At 40.9% G+C, this 22,344-nt stretch carries 19 protein-coding genes and 1 pseudogene; 13 read left to right on the forward strand and 7 right to left on the reverse strand.

Annotated elements, in window-relative coordinates; genetic code table 11:
- Nucleotides 1–32 precede the first annotated feature (32 nt).
- Nucleotides 33–617, reverse strand: a pseudogene (locus QQJ93_RS07385) (CoA pyrophosphatase); the annotation flags it as partial.
- Between the two features lie 24 nt (nucleotides 618–641).
- Nucleotides 642–2,039 (reverse strand): aminodeoxychorismate synthase component 1, encoded by a 1,398-nt coding sequence (gene pabB, locus QQJ93_RS07390; RefSeq protein ID WP_431313589.1) that lies wholly within the window; start codon nucleotides 2,037–2,039, stop codon nucleotides 642–644.
- A 251-nt stretch (nucleotides 2,040–2,290) separates the two neighbouring features.
- On the opposite strand from pabB, the gene QQJ93_RS07395 reads away from it, so the two are divergent.
- From QQJ93_RS07395 to QQJ93_RS07435, 9 genes are all read left to right on the forward strand, one after another.
- The gene (locus QQJ93_RS07395) at nucleotides 2,291–3,808 is read left to right on the forward strand and encodes a fumarate hydratase (protein ID WP_089122873.1); all 1,518 of its coding nucleotides are present in this window, start codon (nucleotides 2,291–2,293) and stop codon (nucleotides 3,806–3,808) included.
- Nucleotides 3,809–3,960: 152 nt separating this feature from the next.
- Entirely contained in the window at nucleotides 3,961–4,155 is a 195-nt protein-coding gene (locus QQJ93_RS07400) for a hypothetical protein (RefSeq protein ID WP_089122874.1), read from the forward strand.
- A 177-nt stretch (nucleotides 4,156–4,332) separates the two neighbouring features.
- Entirely contained in the window at nucleotides 4,333–5,742 is a 1,410-nt protein-coding gene (locus QQJ93_RS07405; protein ID WP_089122875.1) for a YcjX family GTP-binding protein, read from the forward strand.
- A complete protein-coding gene (locus tag QQJ93_RS07410; RefSeq protein ID WP_089122876.1) occupies nucleotides 5,739–6,884 on the forward strand; it encodes a YcjF family protein in 1,146 nt (381 codons plus the stop codon). The genes QQJ93_RS07405 and QQJ93_RS07410 overlap by 4 nt, the downstream gene beginning before the upstream one ends.
- A gap of 176 nt (nucleotides 6,885–7,060) precedes the next feature.
- Nucleotides 7,061–8,683 carry a transcriptional regulator TyrR gene (gene tyrR / locus QQJ93_RS07415; RefSeq protein WP_089122877.1) on the forward strand — a complete coding sequence of 541 codons (1,623 nt, stop codon included), beginning with the start codon at nucleotides 7,061–7,063 and terminating at the stop codon, nucleotides 8,681–8,683.
- A complete protein-coding gene (rimJ, locus tag QQJ93_RS07420; protein ID WP_284186063.1) occupies nucleotides 8,683–9,276 on the forward strand; it encodes a ribosomal protein S5-alanine N-acetyltransferase in 594 nt (197 codons plus the stop codon). Before tyrR ends, rimJ begins: the two co-directional genes overlap by 1 nt.
- A 21-nt stretch (nucleotides 9,277–9,297) precedes the next feature.
- Complete coding sequence (locus QQJ93_RS07425; protein WP_089122878.1) at nucleotides 9,298–9,888, forward strand: HD domain-containing protein; 591 nt, start codon at nucleotides 9,298–9,300, stop codon at nucleotides 9,886–9,888.
- Between the two features lie 23 nt (nucleotides 9,889–9,911).
- Nucleotides 9,912–10,388 carry a DUF2947 domain-containing protein gene (locus QQJ93_RS07430; RefSeq protein WP_089122879.1) on the forward strand — a complete coding sequence of 159 codons (477 nt, stop codon included), beginning with the start codon at nucleotides 9,912–9,914 and terminating at the stop codon, nucleotides 10,386–10,388.
- 463 nt (nucleotides 10,389–10,851) lie between these two features.
- A complete protein-coding gene (locus QQJ93_RS07435; RefSeq protein ID WP_089122880.1) occupies nucleotides 10,852–11,580 on the forward strand; it encodes a class I SAM-dependent methyltransferase in 729 nt (242 codons plus the stop codon).
- An 88-nt stretch (nucleotides 11,581–11,668) separates the two neighbouring features.
- Here QQJ93_RS07435 and QQJ93_RS07440 read toward each other — a convergent pair whose 3' ends face one another.
- Together QQJ93_RS07440 and QQJ93_RS07445 are read right to left on the reverse strand one after the other, a co-directional pair.
- A complete protein-coding gene (locus QQJ93_RS07440; RefSeq protein ID WP_089122881.1) occupies nucleotides 11,669–12,238 on the reverse strand; it encodes a PhnA domain-containing protein in 570 nt (189 codons plus the stop codon).
- A gap of 108 nt (nucleotides 12,239–12,346) precedes the next feature.
- Nucleotides 12,347–12,553, reverse strand: coding sequence for a hypothetical protein (locus QQJ93_RS07445; RefSeq protein WP_089122882.1), 207 nt, complete (start codon nucleotides 12,551–12,553; stop codon nucleotides 12,347–12,349).
- 286 nt (nucleotides 12,554–12,839) lie between these two features.
- Between QQJ93_RS07445 and QQJ93_RS07450 the strand changes: the two genes are divergently transcribed.
- The gene (locus tag QQJ93_RS07450; RefSeq protein ID WP_089122883.1) at nucleotides 12,840–13,034 is read left to right on the forward strand and encodes a hypothetical protein; all 195 of its coding nucleotides are present in this window, start codon (nucleotides 12,840–12,842) and stop codon (nucleotides 13,032–13,034) included.
- A gap of 97 nt (nucleotides 13,035–13,131) precedes the next feature.
- Here QQJ93_RS07450 and QQJ93_RS07455 read toward each other — a convergent pair whose 3' ends face one another.
- Entirely contained in the window at nucleotides 13,132–13,950 is an 819-nt protein-coding gene (locus QQJ93_RS07455) for a phosphate ABC transporter substrate-binding protein (protein ID WP_089122884.1), read from the reverse strand.
- Between the two features lie 212 nt (nucleotides 13,951–14,162).
- Here QQJ93_RS07455 and QQJ93_RS07460 point away from each other — a divergent pair, with 212 nt between their 5' ends.
- Complete coding sequence (locus QQJ93_RS07460; protein WP_089122885.1) at nucleotides 14,163–14,528, forward strand: DUF3024 domain-containing protein; 366 nt, start codon at nucleotides 14,163–14,165, stop codon at nucleotides 14,526–14,528.
- A 125-nt stretch (nucleotides 14,529–14,653) separates the two neighbouring features.
- Here QQJ93_RS07460 and rnb read toward each other — a convergent pair whose 3' ends face one another.
- On the reverse strand, nucleotides 14,654–16,684 hold the full coding sequence (gene rnb / locus QQJ93_RS07465; RefSeq protein ID WP_089122886.1) for an exoribonuclease II: 2,031 nt from the start codon (nucleotides 16,682–16,684) through the stop codon (nucleotides 14,654–14,656).
- A 456-nt stretch (nucleotides 16,685–17,140) separates the two neighbouring features.
- Between rnb and QQJ93_RS07470 the strand changes: the two genes are divergently transcribed.
- Together QQJ93_RS07470 and QQJ93_RS07475 are read left to right on the forward strand one after the other, a co-directional pair.
- Nucleotides 17,141–19,000, forward strand: coding sequence for a DEAD/DEAH box helicase (locus QQJ93_RS07470; protein WP_089122887.1), 1,860 nt, complete (start codon nucleotides 17,141–17,143; stop codon nucleotides 18,998–19,000).
- A 255-nt stretch (nucleotides 19,001–19,255) separates the two neighbouring features.
- On the forward strand, nucleotides 19,256–20,446 hold the full coding sequence (locus QQJ93_RS07475) for an acetate/propionate family kinase (protein WP_089122888.1): 1,191 nt from the start codon (nucleotides 19,256–19,258) through the stop codon (nucleotides 20,444–20,446).
- A 99-nt stretch (nucleotides 20,447–20,545) separates the two neighbouring features.
- Here QQJ93_RS07475 and QQJ93_RS07480 read toward each other — a convergent pair whose 3' ends face one another.
- Nucleotides 20,546–22,138, reverse strand: a complete 1,593-nt coding sequence (locus QQJ93_RS07480) for an ABC-F family ATPase (RefSeq protein ID WP_089122889.1) — start codon at nucleotides 22,136–22,138, stop codon at nucleotides 20,546–20,548.
- Nucleotides 22,139–22,344 lie beyond the last annotated feature (206 nt).

Below are 22,344 nucleotides of genomic sequence, written 5' to 3' on the forward strand. Positions count from 1 at the left end.
TGTGAAGAGCTTGGTAGATCTTTGATAGAAAGTTGGGATTGCAAAGCTTGGATGATTTGTGCTGTTACTCCCCATATAAAATGTGTTTGGTAATTGATGGCAAAGATACGATGTGTCGTGCCTTTAATTTGCATTTTTTTACTGTAAAGGTTATCGGAATTAAATAAGTAATTGGCCGGTACTTCAAAGATATAATCGACTTCATTTTTATCAATTGTACTTTGATAGCCATCTTCAACAAAGGCAATGAAAGGAGTGACACTAAATCGACTAATAGTCGTGAGTTCAGGTAATTGGCCAAAAATGTTTACTTGGTTAGGATGTAAACCAATTTCTTCGTGTGCTTCTCTGATTGCGGTATCGGCTAACGAATGATCAAAAAATTCGAATTTACCGCCGGGGAAACTAATCTGCCCCGGATGGTTTTTTAAATGGGAAGCACGTTTAGTCAGTATGACGGATAGACCATTAGGACGATCGACACAAGGAATTAAAACCGCCGCTTTTCTTAACTTTTCAGGATCTAAGTGAGCCACACGTAATAAGCTCTCAGGCTGATATCTAACAGGAATATTTAATGAAAACTGACGCAATAATTCTTCTTTTTTCATAAACATTCCTTTTCATCTATTTGGCTGTATTTATAGATTCGATAATGTAGGCAAAATTCTGCTGACTTTATCTAGTGTTTCTTGGTATTCCGACTCAGCTTCGCTATCGGCAACAATACCACCGCCAGCCCAAGCATAAAGGTGCTGTTGATAGGCAACTAAGGTTCTAATGGTGATATTGGTATCCATGCGCCCACAACGGCTAAGATAACCAATACTTCCACAATAAGCATTACGACGGTGAGGTTCTAATTCTTCAATGATCTCCATTGCGCGAATTTTTGGCGCACCGGTAATAGAGCCCCCAGGAAAACATGCTCGGAGTAAATCATTACCGCATTGATCTTTATCGAGTATAGCACGGATAGTACTTACCAAATGGTGTACGGCTGGGAAGCTTTCAATCGCAAATAGTTCTGGTACGGTGACCGAGCCGGGTTTGGCGACACGACCAATATCATTGCGTAATAGATCGACAATCATCAAGTTTTCAGCTTGATCTTTCTCGGCATTCTTAAGTTGTTCGGCTAGTTGGTTGTCTTGTTCTACCTCTTTTGAACGTGGGCGAGTACCTTTGATTGGCTTAGTTTCAATTAGGTTTTGATTCAATTCTAAGAAACGTTCAGGTGAAATACTGATTAACGTTGTTTCATCAGTGCGGATAAAAGCAGAAAAAGGTGCGTGATTAGATTCTTCTAATGCTTGGTAAGCTAACCACTCGGAGCCTTGATATTGAGCACTAAATCTCTGTGCAAGGTTTATTTGATAGCAATCTCCCGAGCGCAGGTATTCCTGAATAGCGTTGAATTTTTCAATATATGACGATTTGGTCATGTTCGATTGCCAGTCAGATGTTAATGAAAACGCCTTGTTAGGTAGGTTTTGCTGCGATTCTAACCAAGCTTGATGCTGATCGATATTCTGTCCAACGAAATAAGCCTGTTTTAAGTGATGATCAATGATAAATGCCCACTCATATAGACCAATAGCCATATCCGCGGTTGGAATGTCGTGATCTGCTAAAGAGGGTATTTGTTCGATACGACGGCCTAGATCATAACCAAAATAGCCTAAAGCACCGCCAATGAAAGGAACATCATCGATGCTTGGTTGTGCCGGCAGTAATTGTTGTTGGTAGTGAGCAAGTAGTGTGAATGGGTCATCTTTAGATTGTTGTGTTTGCCACTCGCTAGTATCCGTCTTTTGATAAATACTCGTGATGCTGCCATGAGTGAGCAACTTAGCAATAGGGTTGGCTACTAAAATATCGTAGCGATTATTAGGATGGCCATCTGCAGCTGAGCGTAAAAGCATTACCCAAGGTAAGTGTTCGATGGTTGCAAAATAATGCTTAGCTAAAGACTCCGAATAAGGAATATGTTTAATCTTTATACGGTCTTGGTGTGTACTTGAGTTGTTTTCGGTCATATTGGAATTATTTTGCTTTTTCATTCTATAAAGTGTGACAAAGATTCAATCGTTACGTGGCATCGAATGCTGAGCGAGAGTATCATAATTCCAGATTAAGCAATGTATGTGAATCGGTAATTGATTGGTTTAGTTAAAATCCCGCCCAAACAAGGATTAGTTGGTTATCAAGGTGACACCGTCACTGATATAACTATCCACTATCGCCAGTCTTTATCCAATTATAATAAATGTAATGTGTAGAGGCATGTATGACCGTCATTCGTAAGCAAGATGTGATCAGCAGTGTTGCTGACGCTCTCCAATATATTTCGTACTACCACCCAATGGATTTTATTCAGGCGCTTGAAAAGGCGTATTACAAAGAAGAGAGCCAAGCAGCGAAAGATGCGATTGCTCAAATCTTAATTAACTCACGTATGGCTGCTGAAGGGCACCGTCCAATTTGCCAAGATACCGGCATTGTGACCTGTTTTGTCAATATTGGTATGGATGTTCGTTGGGATGAAACGGATATGACGGTTCAACAAATGGTCGATGAAGGCATTCGTCAAGCATATACCAACCCTGATAATCCATTACGAGCTTCGGTGCTTTCTGACCCTGCTGGAAAGCGTATCAATACTAAAGATAACACACCAGGCGTGGTACACATCAACATGGTACCGGGTAATAAAGTTGAGATCCAAATTGCGGCAAAAGGCGGCGGCTCTGAAAATAAAACCAAAATGGTAATGCTAAACCCGTCCGATGATATTGCAGAATGGGTAGAGAAAACGCTACCGGCGATGGGGGCGGGTTGGTGTCCACCAGGTATGCTGGGTATAGGCATTGGCGGTACTGCTGAAAAAGCCGCAGTATTGGCAAAAGAATCTTTGATGGAACATATCGATATTCATGAATTGATTGAGCGGGGTCCACAAAATGCCGAAGAAGAATTACGTTTAGACATCTTTAACCGAGTCAATAAACTCGGTATCGGCGCACAAGGCCTTGGCGGTTTAACTACTGTTGTGGATGTGAAAATTAAAACTGCGCCAACGCATGCCGCTTCTAAGCCAGTTTGTTTAATCCCAAACTGTGCGGCAACTCGTCACGTGCATTTCACACTTGATGGTTCAGGCCCAGCAGTATTAACGCCTCCAAAATTAGAGGATTGGCCTCAAATTACTTGGGAAGCAGGTGAAAATACTCGTCGAGTAAATCTAGATACGATTACTAAAGAAGATGTTCTTCAGTGGCGTACAGGTGAGACTGTGCTGCTATCTGGTAAGATTCTAACTGGCCGTGATGCTGCGCATAAACGCATTCAAGGTATGCTACAAAGCGGAGAAGGTTTACCAGAAGGTGTCGACCTTAAAAACAAATTCATCTACTACGTAGGTCCAGTTGATGCAGTGGGTGACGAAGTAGTTGGTCCAGCAGGCCCGACAACCTCAACACGTATGGATAAATTCACCGATATGATGCTAGAAGAAACTGGCATTATGGGGATGATCGGTAAAGCAGAGCGTGGAGCGGATACCGTTGAATCGATCAAGAAACATCAATCTGTTTACTTAATGGCAGTTGGTGGCGCGGCCTACTTGGTGGCGAAAGCGATTAAGAAAGCACGCGTGGTCGCGTTTGAAGATCTTGGCATGGAAGCAATTTATGAGTTTGAAGTTGAAGATATGCCAGTTACTGTCGCGGTCGATTCAACCGGTGCGAATGCTCACCAAATTGGCCCTGATACTTGGAAAGTAAAAATTGCTGAAATGGAAAAATAACGTCTAGGTAACGAGTTGCGTGGTGCGAGTACGCTACGCTTCGAGTTGTTTTTTGAACAAAGTTATTTCAACCTATTAGCAAAATTTTCCTGACTAATGGCGGTAAATTGATTATAGTTTCAATATAACAGGCTGAATATTTAGGAGATTTTATGCCACGTTTTGTACAGATTTTGCAGATCTTAATTGCTGTAGTGGTGGGTGGTTACGTTGGTGTTCAGATGATCCTACATGGGATTGCCATTTTTGACACAAGCAATAACTGGTTTGCAGTAATGACAGTGGTACTTGGTTTATTGCTAGAGTTATCTTTATTTATCATCTACAAATTGATAGAAGAAGATTAACGGTATTTAAACCGAATCGTTAAAATTCATAAAGGCTCGTATTGATGAAATACGGGCCTTTTGTTTTTGGTAAAGATGAAGTCACTTGGGTATAAACGGCTGAAGATATTGATTTTAGCGAAATATGATATGATCTAACCAATTAAATGAATCATGCTTTGGTATGTGGAGTGGTAAATGAAAATTAAACAAGAAGTGAATGATCTCGTTAAGCGTAGTTTAGACCGACACTTGCGTCTCGCCGTGACAGGTCTTTCTCGTGCAGGTAAAACCGCATTTATCACTTCATTGGTTAATCAGCTTTTGAATAGCTCAACCCAAGATAACCTGCCGTTGTTTGAGCCTAGCCGTAATAAACAATTGTTGGGTGCAAAGCGCATACCTCAAACGAACTTAATGGTACCAAGGTTTGACTACGATCTGGCTATTGAACAACTACATTCGACACCACCGAAATGGCCAGTACCCACTCGTGATGTAAGCGAAATTCGTCTAGCCATTCGTTTTAAACCTAAAAAGGGTGCGAGACGTTTACTCAAAAATACTTCAACTCTGTATCTTGATATTGTTGATTACCCTGGTGAATGGTTGCTCGATCTTCCGTTATTGGATATGAGCTTTGAGCAGTGGTCACAAAGCCAACTTGAATTATTAAAAGGCGAAAAAGCGGGCAGTGAATTACGTTCGAAACTGGCGAAAGAATGGTTATTGAAGTTGAATCATTTCGATAGTCTTGCAACCGCCAATGAAAACCGTGTTGCTGAACTAGCCAGATCTTATACCGACTACCTACACGCTTGTAAGGATGCAGGTTTGCATTGGGTTCAACCAGGTCGTTTTGTTCTACCGGGTGAACTGGTTGGCGCGCCAGTGCTGCAATTCTTCCCTGTTGAACTTAAAACGGATGAACATGGCAAACCGCTAGAAGAAATTAAACGAGATTCAGCTTATGCGATGTTGCGATCTCGATTTAATGAATACAAAAAGAAAATCGTGAAGCACTTTTATCAAGAGCACTTTGCTTCATTTGATCGACAAATTGTGCTGGTGGATTGTTTGCAACCACTTAACTCCGGTTATGATTCTTTTATGGACATGAGCGGAGCAATCAGCCAATTGATGCAGAGTTTTAAATATGGTCGCAATTCGATATTAAAACGTTTGTTCTCTGCCAAAATAGACAAAGTGATGTTTGCGGCGACAAAAGCCGATCATGTCACTCCAGATCAGCATGTGAACCTCGTGTCTTTATTGCAACAATTGGTACATGAAGCATGGCAGCATGTGTCTTATGAAGGTATCGATATGGAATGTGTTAGCCTTGCTTCAATTCAAGCCACTATGCCAGGTTATGCCTCGTCTGGTGATAAGACTTTCCAAGCAGTTAAAGGCACCACACTGGAAGAAGAAACGTTGACCTTATTTCCCGGTGAAGTGCCGCCAAAACTGCCACAAAAAGACTACTGGCAGGGCAATGGCTTCGAGTTCTATGAATTTAGGCCATTAAAAATACCCCATGACCAAGCATTACCGCATATTCGGATAGATAAGGTGTTACAGTTTTTGTTAGGAGATAAATTACGATGAGCGATTATAAAAATAAAATTATCTTCAATAGCAATAAAGAGACAGAAGTACAGCAAGACAAGGCTGAGCCTTCCAGTTCAACATTAGACTACCAACAAGAAACATTGGATGCGCTGAATTTAGATCCTGCTTACCAACAATCGGCTAACCAACAGCGGGCCTACCAGAAAATGGGCGCAAAAATGAAATTTGATGACACCACTGAATTTGTGCCTATGTCGCAAGCTCAACTAGATGTGGGTGAAGAGGCGAGAGTCGAAGATGAAATGGTTAATATCATTCGTCCTCGCTCGAAAAAGCGTGGGTTAGTGACTGGTGGTGTGCTGGCGTTTACTGGTCTAGTCGGTTGGCAGAGCGTACATAATGTTATGCAAGCCTACCAACAATCTGATTGGCTAACTCTTGGTTGGACAGGTTTTATTGCGGCGTTAGCTTCACTTGGTATTGGTGCGACAGTAAAAGAATTGTGGAAATTACGAAGACTACGTAAACAACTGAGCAGCCAAGAATTGGCAATGGACTTAATTCATTCTCATAAAACCGGCAATGCCAAACCCTTTTGTGAAGATCTTGCTTCACAAGCGGGTGTGACGCTTGAACATGCTGGTTATGACCGTTGGGCTAAAACGGTGAATGATAACCATAACGATGCCGATGTGATTGAGTTATATGATGACATGGTGATTGCGTTGCAAGATAAACAAGCAAAAAAAGTAGTGGCCAGTTATTCAACGGAATCTGCGGTACTGGTGGCACTGAGTCCATTAGCTATTGCTGACATGCTATTGGTCGCTTGGCGTAACTTTAAAATGATTGATGAGTTAGGAAAAATCTACGGTGTTGAACTAGGCTACTGGTCCCGTATTCGCCTGCTTAAACTTGTGTTCATTAACATGGCGGCGGCTGGTGCAAGTGAACTTGCGGTGGATGTTGGTACTAACATGATGTCATTAAGCGTCGCGGGTAAGATCTCAACTCGTGCTGCGCAGGGAATAGGGGTTGGCTTGTTAACTGGCCGTTTAGGTATTAAAGCGATGGCCTTACTGCGTCCACTACCGTGGCGTAAAGATAAAGCGGTGCGATTGGGTGAAATTCGTAAGCTCGTGGTTGGGCGAGTGATAGGAAAAACCGAACAGAAATAGCAGTATACCCAAGTGACTTCGAGGGTTTCATCTTGAAATCACTTGGGTATATCAATAAACAGGCCCTAGGGCTGAGATAACAGAATCTCGCCCTAATCATCTAATTTCTTGACGAAACACCTCTCATACAACAAACTACTGTCAACTTTTCGTGACACCTTTTCAGGAATAGAACCGTGCGTTTAGAAGTCCTTTGCCAAGATCGCCTTGGCCTTACTCGTGAACTGCTAGATATCCTAGTTTCTAAAAATATCGACTTACGTGGTATTGAGTTAAGTACTCGAGGTATTCACATTGGCGATCCTGGGATCATCTACTTAAATTGTCCCGATGTTGAGTTTGGAACCTTTAGTGGCTTGATGGCGCAAATTCGTCAAATTGAAGGAGTGACCGATGTTCGTAAAATTCCATTTATGCCAAGTGAACGAGAAAGCACCGAGTTAAATGCGATTCTTGATACACTGCCTGATCCTGTTATTTCGATAAACCTGAAAGGGGATATTGAAATGGCGAACTTCTGCGCACTGGCGTTGTTTAAAGTCACCGTTAAAGAAATCCAGACCTACAGCATCTTTCACTACATCCCAAAACTAAAGTCCGCACCTTGGTTTAAAGCGTTAGCCAGCGGTGAAGTTAAGCCTAAACAAGGTAAATTTGATGAAGGCTTACTACGTTACCGGGATAAGATCACCATTGAAGGGTTAAATTACTTAATGGATGTCATGCCGGTAATGATCCATAGTGATTCTGGTGAAGCGATTCTTGCTAGTGCAGTAATTATGCTAAAACCTATCGTGCATTCGGAAACCAAACTGACTGCTGTACCGGATTACAACCCATTAGGCTTTGAGCATTTTGTTGGTGTATCAAACCATCATCAGCGTTTAGTGTCTCAAGCTAAAAAGTTGGCGATGCTAGACCAACCGTTATTGATTGAAGGTGAAACAGGAACCGGTAAAGAAATGCTGGCTCGTGCTTGCCACAATCGTTCTCATCGCTCCAATGAACCATTCTTAGTTTTAAGTTGTGCTTCTATGCCAGATGATGCTGCAGAAACCGAACTGTTTGGTAATGCTCCGGGGGCATTTAATAACGATATTGGTCATAAAGGTATTTTTGAACAAGCGGATAACGGTACGGTTTTTCTCGATGAAATTGGTGAAATGAGCCCACACCTACAGATCAAACTACTGCGCTTCTTACAAGATGGTTCATTCCGTCGAGTGGGGGAAGAAAATGAAATGCATGTCGATGTACGTGTTATTGCTTCGACGAAACAAACGTTATCACAACTAACACAATCCGGATCATTTCGTGAAGATTTGTACTACCGTTTAAATGTTTTGAATTTAAGCATTCCGTCTTTACGTGAACGTAGTAGTGACGTATTGCCGTTGGTGGATATGTTTGTTGCCAAATATGCTCAACAGCTTGGACTCAAAGTGCCTAGTTATGATGAACAACTGATCGAGCAGCTCACCTTATATCCTTGGCCGGGTAATATTCGTCAGCTGGAAAACTCAGTATTGCGTGCCATGACCCAGCTTGATGATGATGTCTTAAAATTTGAGCATTTCCAATTGCCAACTCTGCAAGCAAGTCGTTCTGCATTTGAAACGCAATCGGAGAGCTTTACGCTTGATGGTTCCCTCGATGAGATGATGCGTAAACATGAAGCGCAAATTTTAGAGCGTTTGTACCAATCTTTCCCATCGAGTCGTAAGTTAGCAAAACGCCTAGAAGTGTCACATACCTCGATTGCGAATAAGTTACGTGATTATGGAATTCGAAAATCTTAATGAAAATGGATTTCTCTACCTTTGAATTGCTGATTGGCGATAGCTTTGAACTTGAGAACACTAACGTGCGTCTTATTGGTTCTGGCGATGAAAAGATGATGGCGGATTTTTATAACCAAAATCATCAACATTTAGCGCCTTGGGACCCTGTGCGAGGTTCTGAATTTTATACAATTGAAGGGTGGAAAAACCGAATTAAGCGTTTGAATGACTTTCATCAAATGAATACGGTGTTTAGCTTCATTATTGTGGATAAGCAAGAGACTAAAGTTCTTGGTACCATTAGCTTCACGAATGTTTCTGGTTTTCCGATCCATGCTTGTAACCTTGGTTACTCATTAGCAGCAACAGCTCAAGGGAAAGGTATTATGACTCAAGCTCTACAAGTTTGTATTCAGTGGATTTTTAAACATCAGAACCTACATCGAATCATGGCCGCCTATATGCCAGAGAATCGCCGTAGTGAGAAATTACTCGATAATTTAGGTTTTGAATTTGAAGGCATCGCAAAAGACTATTTATTAATTAATGGCCAATGGGAAACACATCGATTAATGTCTTTGATAAATTCAGCATGGCGAACAGAAGCATAGCATTGGATTAAAGGGGATTACGTGGAACGACTTGATAAACAACTCACTTTGCTAATGGAGCTCGACAAGCTGAAAGCCGTGTTACGCCGTACTCGTGTAAAAGCAGCAGAAGGGCGTTTAGAAAATACAGCTGAACATAGTTGGCATGTTGCGATGATGGCATTGTTAATGGAAGAACATGCGAATGAGCCAGTAGACATTACCAAAGTTGTTAAAATGTTGCTGTTACACGATATCGTGGAAATTGATGCTGGTGATACTTTCGTGTACGACACCGCTGCATCACAAGTGCAAGAAGAAAATGAGTTTAAAGCTGCTCAGCGGTTGTTTGGTATGTTGCCCGATGAACAAGGTGCAGAGTTGATGGCTATCTGGCAAGAATTTGAACAAGCACAAAGCCCTGAAGCGAAGTTTGCCAAGGCGCTCGACCGTTTAATACCAATGCTACTGAACTACTATAACAATGGGCAAAGCTGGAAAGAGCATGGTGTAACTAAAACCCAGGCGCTAACCGTCAATGCAAAAATTGAATATGGCTCAGAAACTTTGTGGCAAAAAACACAGCAAATCGTCGCTGAAGCAGTAAAAAATGGCTGGTTGAAAGACCAATAAGAAATTAAACAAAGCGAGTTACTATGTCGTATACACCTTTGGAGCAATACCAAAGAAAGTGGATTTTCACTCATCAATCTCTTCCTGTGCCAGAAGAAGAGTTGGTGCATATCAAACCCATTTCTCAGCAACGTGCTGCACAATTATGGATTGAAAATATTAGTAAGCAAAGCCCAGATGCCGATCGTTTAAGCTCTGGTGATTGGCCAAGTAAAGCGAGCAATTGGTTAGATGAAGTCGATTGGTCCGAAGCGTGGGATGCCGATGAGCCCGAACTGCCTCAAGCAATTCTAGATCATATCGATTGGCAAGATGACGTAACGGTCTACTTCTGTTATGAAAAGTACAACATCATCGAAACTAAATGGGCGATATTTAAAAAACATTGGAAGAACTTCTTATTCTTCGATGACGGTCCGATTTTAATTGGCCGTCGACGTTCAGAAGCTTTATGGTTCAACACCGATGGCTCAGTAAAATTAGGGCAACGGACAGAGTAAAAGGTAAACCTACAATTCATTAAAGCCACCAATGGTGGCTTTTTTTATGTCATATGGATAATCGTACATGCAATATTGGTGACTTTTTAAGGTCTCCAGCATGTAAAAAACCTCAGCTGCGGATAACTAGAAGTCACTCAATACAGCACTTTAGGCGTCTAACTTCGTTAAAATCAACACTATAGGCCTGCTATTGACTTATGATTTTGCCTTGTTATCCATCCCAAATTGCAGCATTGAGAGAAAGTCATCAATCCTAGATGCCTGACAAGTGTTTTTATAATTTGTATATCAGTGGGTTAGGTTAATTATTGTGACACTCTTATCCGAAGCTGAGGTTAAAAAGACATTGATAGTCAGCTGTAAATACAAGGTTACATCGCTCATTATTCAATTCTAAGAGAGTCTTTTTTATCTAGGCTTTCCTGCTATTATCCGCTTTGTTTAAATTTGGAGAATAACGATGAAACAAAATAAATATGATGATATGGAATTCTTTGAAGCTTACTCGAAAATGCCTAGGTCTATCGATGGTTTAAGCTCAGCAGGTGAGTGGGAAGTTTTTCGAGCTAACTTGCCTGATTTATCAAATAAGAATGTCCTTGATCTTGGTTGTGGCTATGGATGGCACTGTCAATACGCGATTGAACAGGGTGCAAAGACTGTCATTGGCATAGATTTATCAGAAAAAATGCTTACAAAAGCTCGCGAAATGACGAGAAATGAAAACATTCAATATGAGCGTTGTGCAATCGAAGATTTTAATGCTGATGAAGAAACGTTTGATGTGATATTCAGTTCGTTAGCCTTACATTATATTGAAGATTTAAGTTCAGTTTTTAGGAGGGCATTTAAGCTATTAAAACCAAATGGCTTTATTTGTTATTCAGTTGAACACCCAGTATTTACGTCAAATAGTTCTCAAAACTGGCACTATGAGAATGAATGTGTTCAGCATTGGCCATTGGATAACTATTTTCATGAAGGATTAAGAAAAACAGAATTTTTAGGTAGTGAAGTCATTAAATACCATCGTACTATTGAAACCCATATATCAGCACTGCTTAAAGAAGGGTTTGAAATAAAATCGGTTTTAGAGCCTAAACCATCAAGTGAGTTAGTTGAAAAAATGGGATGGCATGATGAGCTAAGAAGACCAATGATGCTAATAATATCAGCAATGAAAAAGTGACTATATTTAAGGCTAACATTAGACACAAAAATGCCGCTTCACACTGAATGAAGCGGCATTTTTATTGACTCAGTAACATTGCTATCAATTACTTCTTACGACAGTACTCAGCAATGATGTACATTGATTGGCCATTGGCTTTACCAGATACCAATTTAGGGTCATCTGATAAGCTGATACCGCGTACTACAGTACCTTGCTTGATCACTTGAGAAGAACCTTTGATTGGTAGATCTTTAATGATGGTTACGTCGTCGCCTTTTTTCAGCTCAACACCGTTTACATCACGAGGCTTATCTTCGTCTTCATCCATTCCGGTTTCTGCCCACTTCTTGGTTTCGTCTTCAAGATACATCATATCTAAAAGTTCATTTGCCCAAGTTTCACCTTTACGAGAAAGGTGCGTCAGTTGACGCCATGCAAGAACTTGCACTTGTGGTACTTGGCTCCACATGCTGTCATTAAGACAACGCCAGTGGTTTACATCCATGTCTTCTGGTGATTCAATTTGTGCGCGACAAGTATCACAAAGCATCGCTGCATAATCGACAGTGATTTGAGTTTGCGGCGCAATCGCTAAAGGCGCTAATGAAGAAGTTGAAGAGCAAAGCTCACATTTTGATTCGCAACGTTCAAGTAGCGTAGCTTCTATAGACATAATGTTTTACCTAATTTGGTCAGGGTTTTATTTTGAGCCGCTATTATCCATGTTATCCATAGATTTTAAAGGGGAATATCTATTTTAGGCCATTTTCTGATGTTTAGGTCATACCTGAAAAATTTTAGCTAGGGTTAATTTCTCTTGTTCGGTTAATACAGGAGAGGAAAAATCGTGTACCGCTTCCATTTCATCTAAGAATTGTTGAACTTTCGTGAGCTGCTTTGGGCTCATGTCTACTATGCGTTCGATGATATTATCCAGTTGTTGTTCGGATGCGGAATCTTGTGTTTGATGAGAAAGTGGCGTTTGCATAGGGTTGTCCTTAAAATCGATATTGTGTGAGAGAATCGGAAAATGAAGCCAAAACGGTCGACAAACGCTGTCCAAAGGGGGCGGCTAAAAGTGTTTTAATCTGTGTTAAGGTTCATTTACTTAGAACAACTAGGCTACAACCGACTTGCCTAAACCACTTTTATCTCGAACAAAATTTAACCCCAAAGAGCAGCATACATTTTGTGTTATATCAGCAATTATGGACGGATTGTTTAATTTGTGTAAAATTAGCGCCAGATATTCCATTGGAATGAGAAAGGGTAATATGGGTAAGTTAGTTTTTTGGATTTTATTGATTGCCATTGGTATCGGTATCGGCATTAATTACCAAGATGACATTTTAGATATGTTGAACATGCGCGATATGGAAAGTCTTTATGACCATATTGAAGATGCTGCGGATAGTTTTCAACATGGTACGGATTCTTTATCAGATACCGTCAGTGAGTTAGCCAAATAAGGCGAATAGATTCCACAATATATTGAACGAAAATAGCCCGCATTGATTGCGGGCTATTTTTTTGTCTGAATTTATAGCCAAGTTATTTGGGTATAGACTATTGTTTTATCGCAGTATAACCATAGCTTTCGATAAGTTGCTGTCCTTCATTAGATAGCACGTAGTCTAAAAACTTTTCGGCACGCTCTTCTAGGTGATCTTTTTTATAAATAATTAAGAAAGGGCGAGCTAATTTGTATTTTCCGTTGGCAATGTTTTCTTGCGTCGGTTTAATACCTTCTAATTCTATCGCTTTAATCGAACGATCAATTGAACCCATTGAAACGAATCCGATAGCTTGTGGATTGTTGTTAATCAGCGTTTTCATCATACCATTGCTGTTTACAACTAAGCTTTTGGCATTGATGTTAGAAACACTTTGTCCATTGATTACTTTAGTCAAGCCCAATTGAGTTTCAAAGCTATAACGTGATCCTGATGATGCTTCACGAGTGACTACGGCAATCACTTGATCTGCGCCACCAACTTCTTTCCAGTTCTTTATTTCACCAAGATAAATTTTAGCCAGTTGATCTCGTGTTAGGCTTTGAACTGGATTTTGAATGTTTGTGGCTACCGCAATACCATCATGAGCGATTGGTACAATAGCAACTTGTTCGTTAGCTTCTGCTTCTGTTAAGTAGCGAGAACTCATCCCAAAATCTGCTACACCTTTCTCAGCAAGTACAATACCTGCGGTCGAATCAACGCCTTGAACGGCAATATAATCTTCAGGGTGGGCTTGGTTATATTTCTCGGCTAATACATCCATCACTCGAGTGACAGAAGTAGAGCCAGAGACAACAATTTGTTTAGCTTGAACAGCGGAAACAAAGAGTACTGAAGATAAAAGGGTAGCTAGTAAAGCTCGAAACATGTAGTTCTCCAATATGATTAACGGCAATAAAACTTGTCATTATTCTATGTCGTTTGTGTGACAGTTTTGTGACTAAACTGGCGGATAAACACGCCTTAAAGATAAAGTGAAATCGTGATGAGTGAATCATGCCGTAGTGTAAAGACTTGGGTGATAGCTTTGAATTCTGCATATTGAAGTCACTGGGTATATACTCATAGTGGAGGTTTACTATGATTAATGAACTAGATTGGCGTCGATTACTTAAACGTTGCGAACAACTCTGTCATTATCGAAATGGTAGTGTACCCGTTGGTCAAGGGAAAGCCTGTTTTGATAGCGATGAAGCCACTAAAGTTTTGATTTTTTCTAACGCGGTATTTTCAGTTGATTCGCTGCACTGTAGTCACACGATTGAAGTTGCCAAATTAGATTACGATTCAAGTCATGAGATATGGGAACTGTATATTAACAGTGCCGAAGATGCTTCGTTAGTCGAACCTGAATGGTTGCCACATCCTGTTCATTTTGCTCATTCAAACCCAATGATTTTATTATCGATAATCGAGAAAGATGCCGAAGAATGTATCTGGCGGTAGTTGAATTATATCATTAAAAAAGGCCACCGCATTAAAAATGGGTAGCCTTAGTTTTTCTATTTAACCTCAGTTAGGCGTTAAAAGATCGGTGTATTATCTAAATATGAGGTTATTTATATATTAAATTATTCAGAATCGGCTTCGTCTTTAGTCGGCTCAACGGATTCTGGCAGTGACGCAAAAATTTGCGTTGGTTTTGCCACGATATTACGGTTATCAATACTGACGGACGTTAGTACAACTTCAATAGTATCACCAAGTTTGAACTCAACGGTGCCATCAATTTCAATTGTACCGAGTTCACGTGAAGCGGCAATTCGTTCTTTGTTGTCGATAATTTGTGAACAAGGAATGAAAGCAGCTGCCCCGTTTTCTAACAGACGAACACGAGCACCAGCACGATTAATATCAAAGATCTCAGCTTGATATTTAGTGCCTTTTTCTGGTTCATTAAGCAGAGTGCGAGCGTATAACCAATCAGAGACATTACGTTCCGCCATTCCGTGATAACGACGGCAAAGTGATAACTCAGCACCGACACTTTCATCTGGCGTTTGCACTGGCGCCTTATCTAAAATTAGCGCTTTCAACATGCGATGGTTGATCATGTCGCCGTATTTACGAATTGGTGAAGTCCAAGTGGCGTAAATATCCAATCCCATTGCAAAGTGTTGTTCTGGTTTATGATTAATTTCGCTGTAAGCTTGGAATTTACGAATACGGTTGTCTAGGTATTTTTCATTCTGTGCGGTTAACCAACGACGTAGGGCGCTGAAACCTTCTAATGTCACAATGCTTTCAGCAGTAAATGGCAATTCACCTTCTGGATTAATCAGTGAGATAACTTCTTTTACTTTATCCTCTTTAAAGCCAGCGTGAGTGTTGAAAATACCAGATTCAAATTTATCTTTAAGCACAGTACCGGCACAGATGTTAGCGGTGATCATTGACTCTTCAACGAGTTTATTAGCAGTGCGACGCATATCAGCATGAATCGCCACCACATCGTTATCTTCACTTAACTCAAAGCGGTAATCTGGGCGATCTGGGAAAACCACAGCGTTATTTTGACGCCATTCACTACGCGCTTGCGCAAATTTGTGCAGGGTAGAGACTACGTTGGCGATAGTGTCATTGGGTTGCCATGCTTCACAACTGCCGGTTTCTAACCAATCAGAAACGTGGTCATAAACAAGACGAGCATGTGATTGAATGTTAGCGGCAAAGAACTGGATATCATCACCAATCACGCCATCCTTGCTTACGGTTACACGACAACATAGAGCTGCACGAAGTTCATCTTGTTTAAGTGAACATAAATCATCGGCTAGATCTCGAGGCAACATTGGAATGTTGCGACCTGGAAGGTAGATAGTGAAGCCGCGCTTTCTTGCTACCGTATCCATATCTGAATCAGGTGTGATGTAGGCGGTAGGATCAGCAATTGCAATGGTTAATTTGAAATCGCCAGTATCTAATTGCTCTGCATAAAGGGCATCATCCATATCTTTCGTCGATGCGCCATCAATTGTCACAAATGGGGTGTTTGTCAGATCAACGCGTTGTAGAGCTTCATCATCTTTTAATTGCCATTCTTGACCATCTTCTAAACCTTGTGGTTCACAATTCGGTAAATCGTTTTGTGCCAACGTTACCCACCAAGGGGCAATTTTGTCATCGGAATCGGTGATCTTTTCTGAAATTTCAACAAAGAAGTTATCTTTGTCGCAATCTTTAGCAAGGGGGTGGTCAACAAGGTGTGCGACAACCCAGTCACCGTCTTTTAGTGTTTCAGGGTTAACACCTTTTCGCGCTTTCGCTTTTAAAGAGAGCTTTTTAAGTTGCGGGTGATCTGGTACGACATTTAAGCGGCCTTTGAATAACTTAATACGAGCAATAAAACGCGTTAAAGCAGGTTCAACCAATTCATCTGGTTCTGCGCTTTCTTTATCGTTCTCAGAGCGAATAATCGCGACAACTTTGTCACCGTGAATACATTTCTTCATAGAAGCAGGCGGGATGAAATAGCTAGTTTTGCTATCCACTTCTAAAAAACCGAATGCTTTATCAGTTGCTTTTACCGTACCTTCTTTTTTAGGTAGGTTTTCTTTCATTTGTTGTTTAAGTTGGGCTAACAGCGGATTATCAGAAAACATAGAAAAATTCTTTATGAGTTTTTGGGGTTATACCCAAGTAATTTCAAGATGCGAGTTTATCACTTGGGTATATTCTGGTGACACTATAATGATTGCACCAATGGATTACCACTGTATTGCTTTAAACAAAGACAAAATGCTGCTTTAAAGTTGTTGCGGTTTGTGTTAAATAATAAAAATGTAACCTTGGTGACGGCTAGACGTCTAAAAATAAAGAGATAGGAGAGTTTTTTATAAAATTTGGCCTGATTAGAACAAAAATGTGATGAAATTCAATTTTCTCTGGCTTTTTTTGTGTTTATCAGGCAGAATGCGCCTCCCTTAATGATGTCCCGAAACAGCTTAAGGCGTTTTCTACCTAATCCATGATATGTATGGATACTAGATGTTAGGGTAGGTATTAGAGGTAGTAGAGCTTAATGGGACCGAAATTTTCCTTAAATAAGTAGGAACCCCATGTCAGAAAATCAAATCAAATTCGTCGATCTTGATCTAAACGAAAACCTTCTATCTGCACTTAACTCTATGGGCTTTGAAACCCCAACTCCAATTCAAGCAGCATCTATTCCTTTCCTTTTAGAAGGTAAAGATGCGCTAGGTAAAGCACAAACCGGTACTGGTAAAACAGCTGCGTTTTCTTTACCTGTTCTAAATAAAATCGACCTAGGTCAACACAAGCCACAAGCCATCGTTATGGCACCAACTCGTGAGCTTGCAATTCAAGTAGCAGCAGAAATCAAAACACTTGGCCAAAAAATTAAAGGCCTAAAAGTAATCGAAATCTACGGTGGTGCATCTATCGTTGATCAAATGCGTGCGCTTAAAAATGGTTCACATATTGTTGTTGGTACGCCTGGTCGTGTTAAAGATTTAATTAATCGTCGTACTCTACATCTTGATGAAGTGAAAACTTTCGTTCTTGATGAAGCTGATGAAATGCTAAAAATGGGCTTTGTTGATGATGTAACTTGGATCATGGAACAAGCACCAGAATCTGCACAACGTGTATTATTCTCAGCAACTATGCCTCCGATGGTAAAAACCATTGTTGACCGCTTCCTACGCAACCCAGCTCGAGTTGACGTTGCTGGCGAAAACCGTACTGTTGCTAAAGTTGAGCAGCAATATTGGGTAGTGAAGGGCGTAGAAAAAGACGAAGCAATGACTCGTCTACTTGAAACTGAAGACACTGATGCTTCAATCGTGTTCGTTCGTACTCGCCAAGATACTGAACGTCTGTCGGATTGGTTATCTGCACGCGGCTTTAAATCTGCGGCATTGCACGGTGATATTCCTCAAGCACAACGTGAACGTACCGTTGATAACATCAAACGTGGCGTAATTGATATCCTAGTTGCAACAGACGTAGTGGCTCGTGGTCTTGATGTTCCACGTATTACTCACGTATTCAACTACGATATCCCATTCGATACTGAATCATACATTCACCGTATCGGTCGTACTGGCCGTGCTGGACGTACTGGTAAAGCCGTATTATTGGTTCGTACAAACCAAATTCGTATGCTTCGCACTATTGAGCGTGTAACGAAATCAAGCATGGAAGAAATTCAACTTCCTAACCGTGATAAAGTCGCGGAAGCTCGCCTTGTTAAATTAAGTGCTGAATTAGAAGCTGAGAAATCAAATAGCTCAATTGCAAACTTTGCTGAGTTAATTGAGAAACTTCAAGCGTCTTTAGAAGTAGATGCTGCAACACTAGCTGCAATTCTTCTTCAACGTCAGCAAGGTAAGCGTCCATTATTCTACACTGGTCCGGATCCAATGATCGAAGCGATTGAGCGTGATAACAAGCGTCGTAAAGAGCGTCGTGAAAATCCTCGTGATGGTGGTCGTGACGGCGGTCGTTCATTCGGTGGTACTAAGCAAGATTGGGATACTTACCAATTGCAAGTTGGCCGTGATAGTGGTGTTCAAGTTAAAGATATCGTAGGTGCACTTGCAAACGAACTTGGCTTAACTAAGCATTCAATTGGTGCTATTAAACTGGCTCAAGGTCACACGTTTGTTCAGCTTCCAAAAGCAATGACTTCAGAAGTTGCTGGCAAACTTAAGAAATTACGTATTCGTCAAAAAGAAGTTGGCGCAGTAGTGTGTGACTTTGATGACTTCCGTGAATCACGTGGTCCGCGCTCTGGTGGTCCTCGTCGTGATGGTGGTGGTTTCCGTGGGCGTGGTGGTGAAGGTCATCGTGGTCGTCGTGAAGGTGGTTCTGGTAATGGTGAGCGTCGTTTCGACCGCAACAGAGGTCCAAAACCAGCTGGTAAGCCAGCGCCACGCGGTAACCGTGAAGGCTAAGCTCTAGCATAAAAATATAAATAACAGCCGAGATAGTGATATCTCGGCTTTTTTGTATTTAGTGTCTGTTGACCTAGTATTTAATTTAATTTCTAAAAGAAATCATCCCTTGTTTTAGATCAATCAAATCATTTCTCATTGCTGAAACTACCAAAATAAAGTTGAAAGATTAAAAAAATATTGAATAATGTAATGAAACTTACACGCAAAATATAATATAGTGTAGATTCTACAGACCGCACAAAAGAGAAACTCATGTCAAACAAATACGTATTAGTTATCAACTCGGGCAGTTCTTCATTAAAATTCGCTGTCATTGATTCTCAAACAGGTGAGGCCGCTTTAACTGGCTTAGGTGAATGTTTCGGGTTAGAAGACTCAAGAATGAGTTGGAAGTATCAAGGGAATAAACAAGAAGTTTCCATCGTAGGTGAAGAAAATCACCATCAACTAGCCGTCAAAAAATTGGTCGATATAGTAAATGAATATAACCTGACCAATGATGTTATTGCGATTGGTCACCGTATTGTTCATGGTGGTGAGAAATTTACTAAAACAGTTCAGATTGACCAACAAGTTTTAAAAGATATCGAATCCGTAAAAGAACTTGCTCCACTTCATGCTCCAGCCAATGTCATTGGTATTAAAGCCGCTCTAGAAGCTTTTCCATCTCTTCCTCAATTCGCAGTATTCGACACCGCTTTCCATCAAACTATGCCACCAAAAGCCTACACTGGTGCAATTGATAAAAAGTTATACGATGAGTATGCGATTCGTCGTTATGGTTTCCATGGTACAAGTCACTACTTTGTAAGCCGTGAAGCTGCAAAGATGATCAACAAACCTGTTGATGAGTGTAGCTTTATTTCTGTTCACTTAGGTAATGGCGCTTCGGTTTGTGCAATTAAAGATGGCAAAAGTGTTGATACTAGTATGGGCTTCACGCCACTTGCTGGCCTAATGATGGGCACACGTTGCGGTGATTTAGATCCAGGTATTATTGAGTTTTTGATCAACAAAGGTTGGTCTGCAGAAAAAGTTTTCGACACACTGAATAAAAAATCAGGTTTCCTAGGTGTATCTGGCTTAACTTCAGATGCGCGCGGCGTTTTAGAAGCGATGGAAGAAGGGCATGAAGGTGCCAAACTGGCTTTTCAAGTGTTTACTTACCGCGTTGCAAAATACATCGGTTCATACATGGTGGCGTTAGATAACCTAGACGGTATTATTTTTACTGGGGGCATTGGTGAAAACTCGCTACCAATCCGTAGTGAAATTCTTAACTACCTTAAGATCTTCGGTTACAAAGAAAATGCTCAAGCAGATGCAGACGCTCGCTTTGGTGAAGAAGGAATTATTACCACTGAAGACTCTCCAGTTGCTATGGTTATCCCAACCAATGAAGAGTTTGTTATTGCTCAAGAATCTGTTGCTTTAATGAAGTAATATTTGGGGTTGTTGATCTCGGAAGATCACTAGCCTTGACATTGAATGTAATAAAAAAGCGAGCCGTTTAGGCTCGCTTTTGTGTGTTTATCTCTTTATTTAAGCTGTAGCAGCACGTGCTTTTAGTAGCTCATCGTAAGTACCGCGGAAGTCATGAATCTGACCATCACGAATCTCAAGAATACGAGTGGCTAGTGATGATACGAACTGGCGATCGTGTGAGACGAAGAACAGTGTACCTTTGTAGTTCTCAAGTGCTAAGTTTAATGATTCGATTGATTCCATATCCATGTGGTTGGTTGGTTCATCCATCAACAGCATGTTTGGTTTATGCATCATTAATTTACCAAGTAACATACGACCTTGTTCACCACCGGAAAGTACTTGAACGCGTTTCTTAATATCATCTTGGCCAAACAACATACGACCTAGGAAGCTACGAACCACTTGCTCATCGTCACCTTCTTGACGCCATTGTGCCATCCAATCAAAAACTTTTAGATCTTCTGCAAATTCATGAGCATGATCTTGAGCGTAGTAACCAATATTTGAGTTTTCAGACCATTTGTAGCTACCAGTTTTTGGCTCTAGAGCACCCGCGAGTGTATTTAATAGGGTAGTCTTGCCCACGCCGTTTTCACCGATAATCGCAACACGTTCACCTACCTCGAAAATGGCATTGAAATCTGAGTAAAGCGTGGTTTCAAAACCTTGTGATAAGTTTTCGACTTCTAAAGCATTACGGAATAACTCTTTTGATTGCTCGAAACGAATAAATGGGTTCTGACGGCTAGAGGCTTTTACTTCTTCTAACTGGATCTTATCAATTTGTTTAGCACGGGAAGTCGCTTGTTTTGCTTTTGATGCGTTAGCAGAGAAGCGAGATACGAACGTTTGTAGTTCCGCGATTTGTGCTTTTTTCTTCGCATTATCGGATAACAAACGCTCACGAGCTTGAGTCGCTGCGAACATGTAGTCATCGTAATTACCAGGGTAGACACGTAGCTCACCGTAGTCGATATCGGCCATGTGTGTACAAACTTCATTTAGAAAGTGACGGTCATGCGAGATGATGACCATGGTGCAGTTACGTTGGTTTAGTGTATCTTCTAACCAGCGAATAGTATCCATATCCAAGTTGTTGGTCGGTTCATCAAGTAGCATGATGTTTGGATCGGCAAACAATACTTGTGCCAAAAGAACACGCAGTTTCCAACCTGGAGCGATTTCACTCATTGGGCCCCAATGTTGTTCTGTTGGAATACCTACGGATAAAAGTAAATCACCTGCACGAGCTTCGGCGGTATAACCATCCATTTCAGCAAATTGCGTTTCAAGATCGGCCACTTTCATGCCATCTTCTTCGCTCATTTCCGCTAAAGAGTAGATGCGATCACGCTCAACCTTGATTTCCCAAAGTTCTTTATGGCCCATGATAACGGTATCGATAACCGTAAACTCTTCGTAAGCAAACTGATCCTGATTCAATTTTGCAACGCGTTCGTTAGGATCAACACTCACGTTACCAGAACTAGGCTCAAGTTCACCACTTAATATTTTCATAAAGGTGGATTTACCACAGCCGTTAGCACCGATCAAACCATAGCGGTTACCGTCACCAAATTTAACAGAGATGTTTTCGAATAGGGGTTTTGCACCAAATTGCATGGTGATATTAGCTGTACTTAAGATAACGGCGTTCCTCTGGTTTAATCTTTAAATTTTTAATCATGGCTCACCGTGTTTGTAAATGCACGTGTGATTATGAATTAGCGCGCATTATAGACGATATGAAGGCTATGTGATACCCGTCAAATTTTGAAAGTGAGGGATTTTGTCGCTAAAGGGGATGTATAAAAAAGCGCTTATCTTGGTGAAGATAAACGCTTAGAGAGTTG

Source organism: Vibrio algivorus (assembly GCF_030161215.1).
In the GTDB taxonomy this organism is placed as follows: Bacteria; Pseudomonadota; Gammaproteobacteria; order Enterobacterales; family Vibrionaceae; genus Vibrio; species Vibrio algivorus.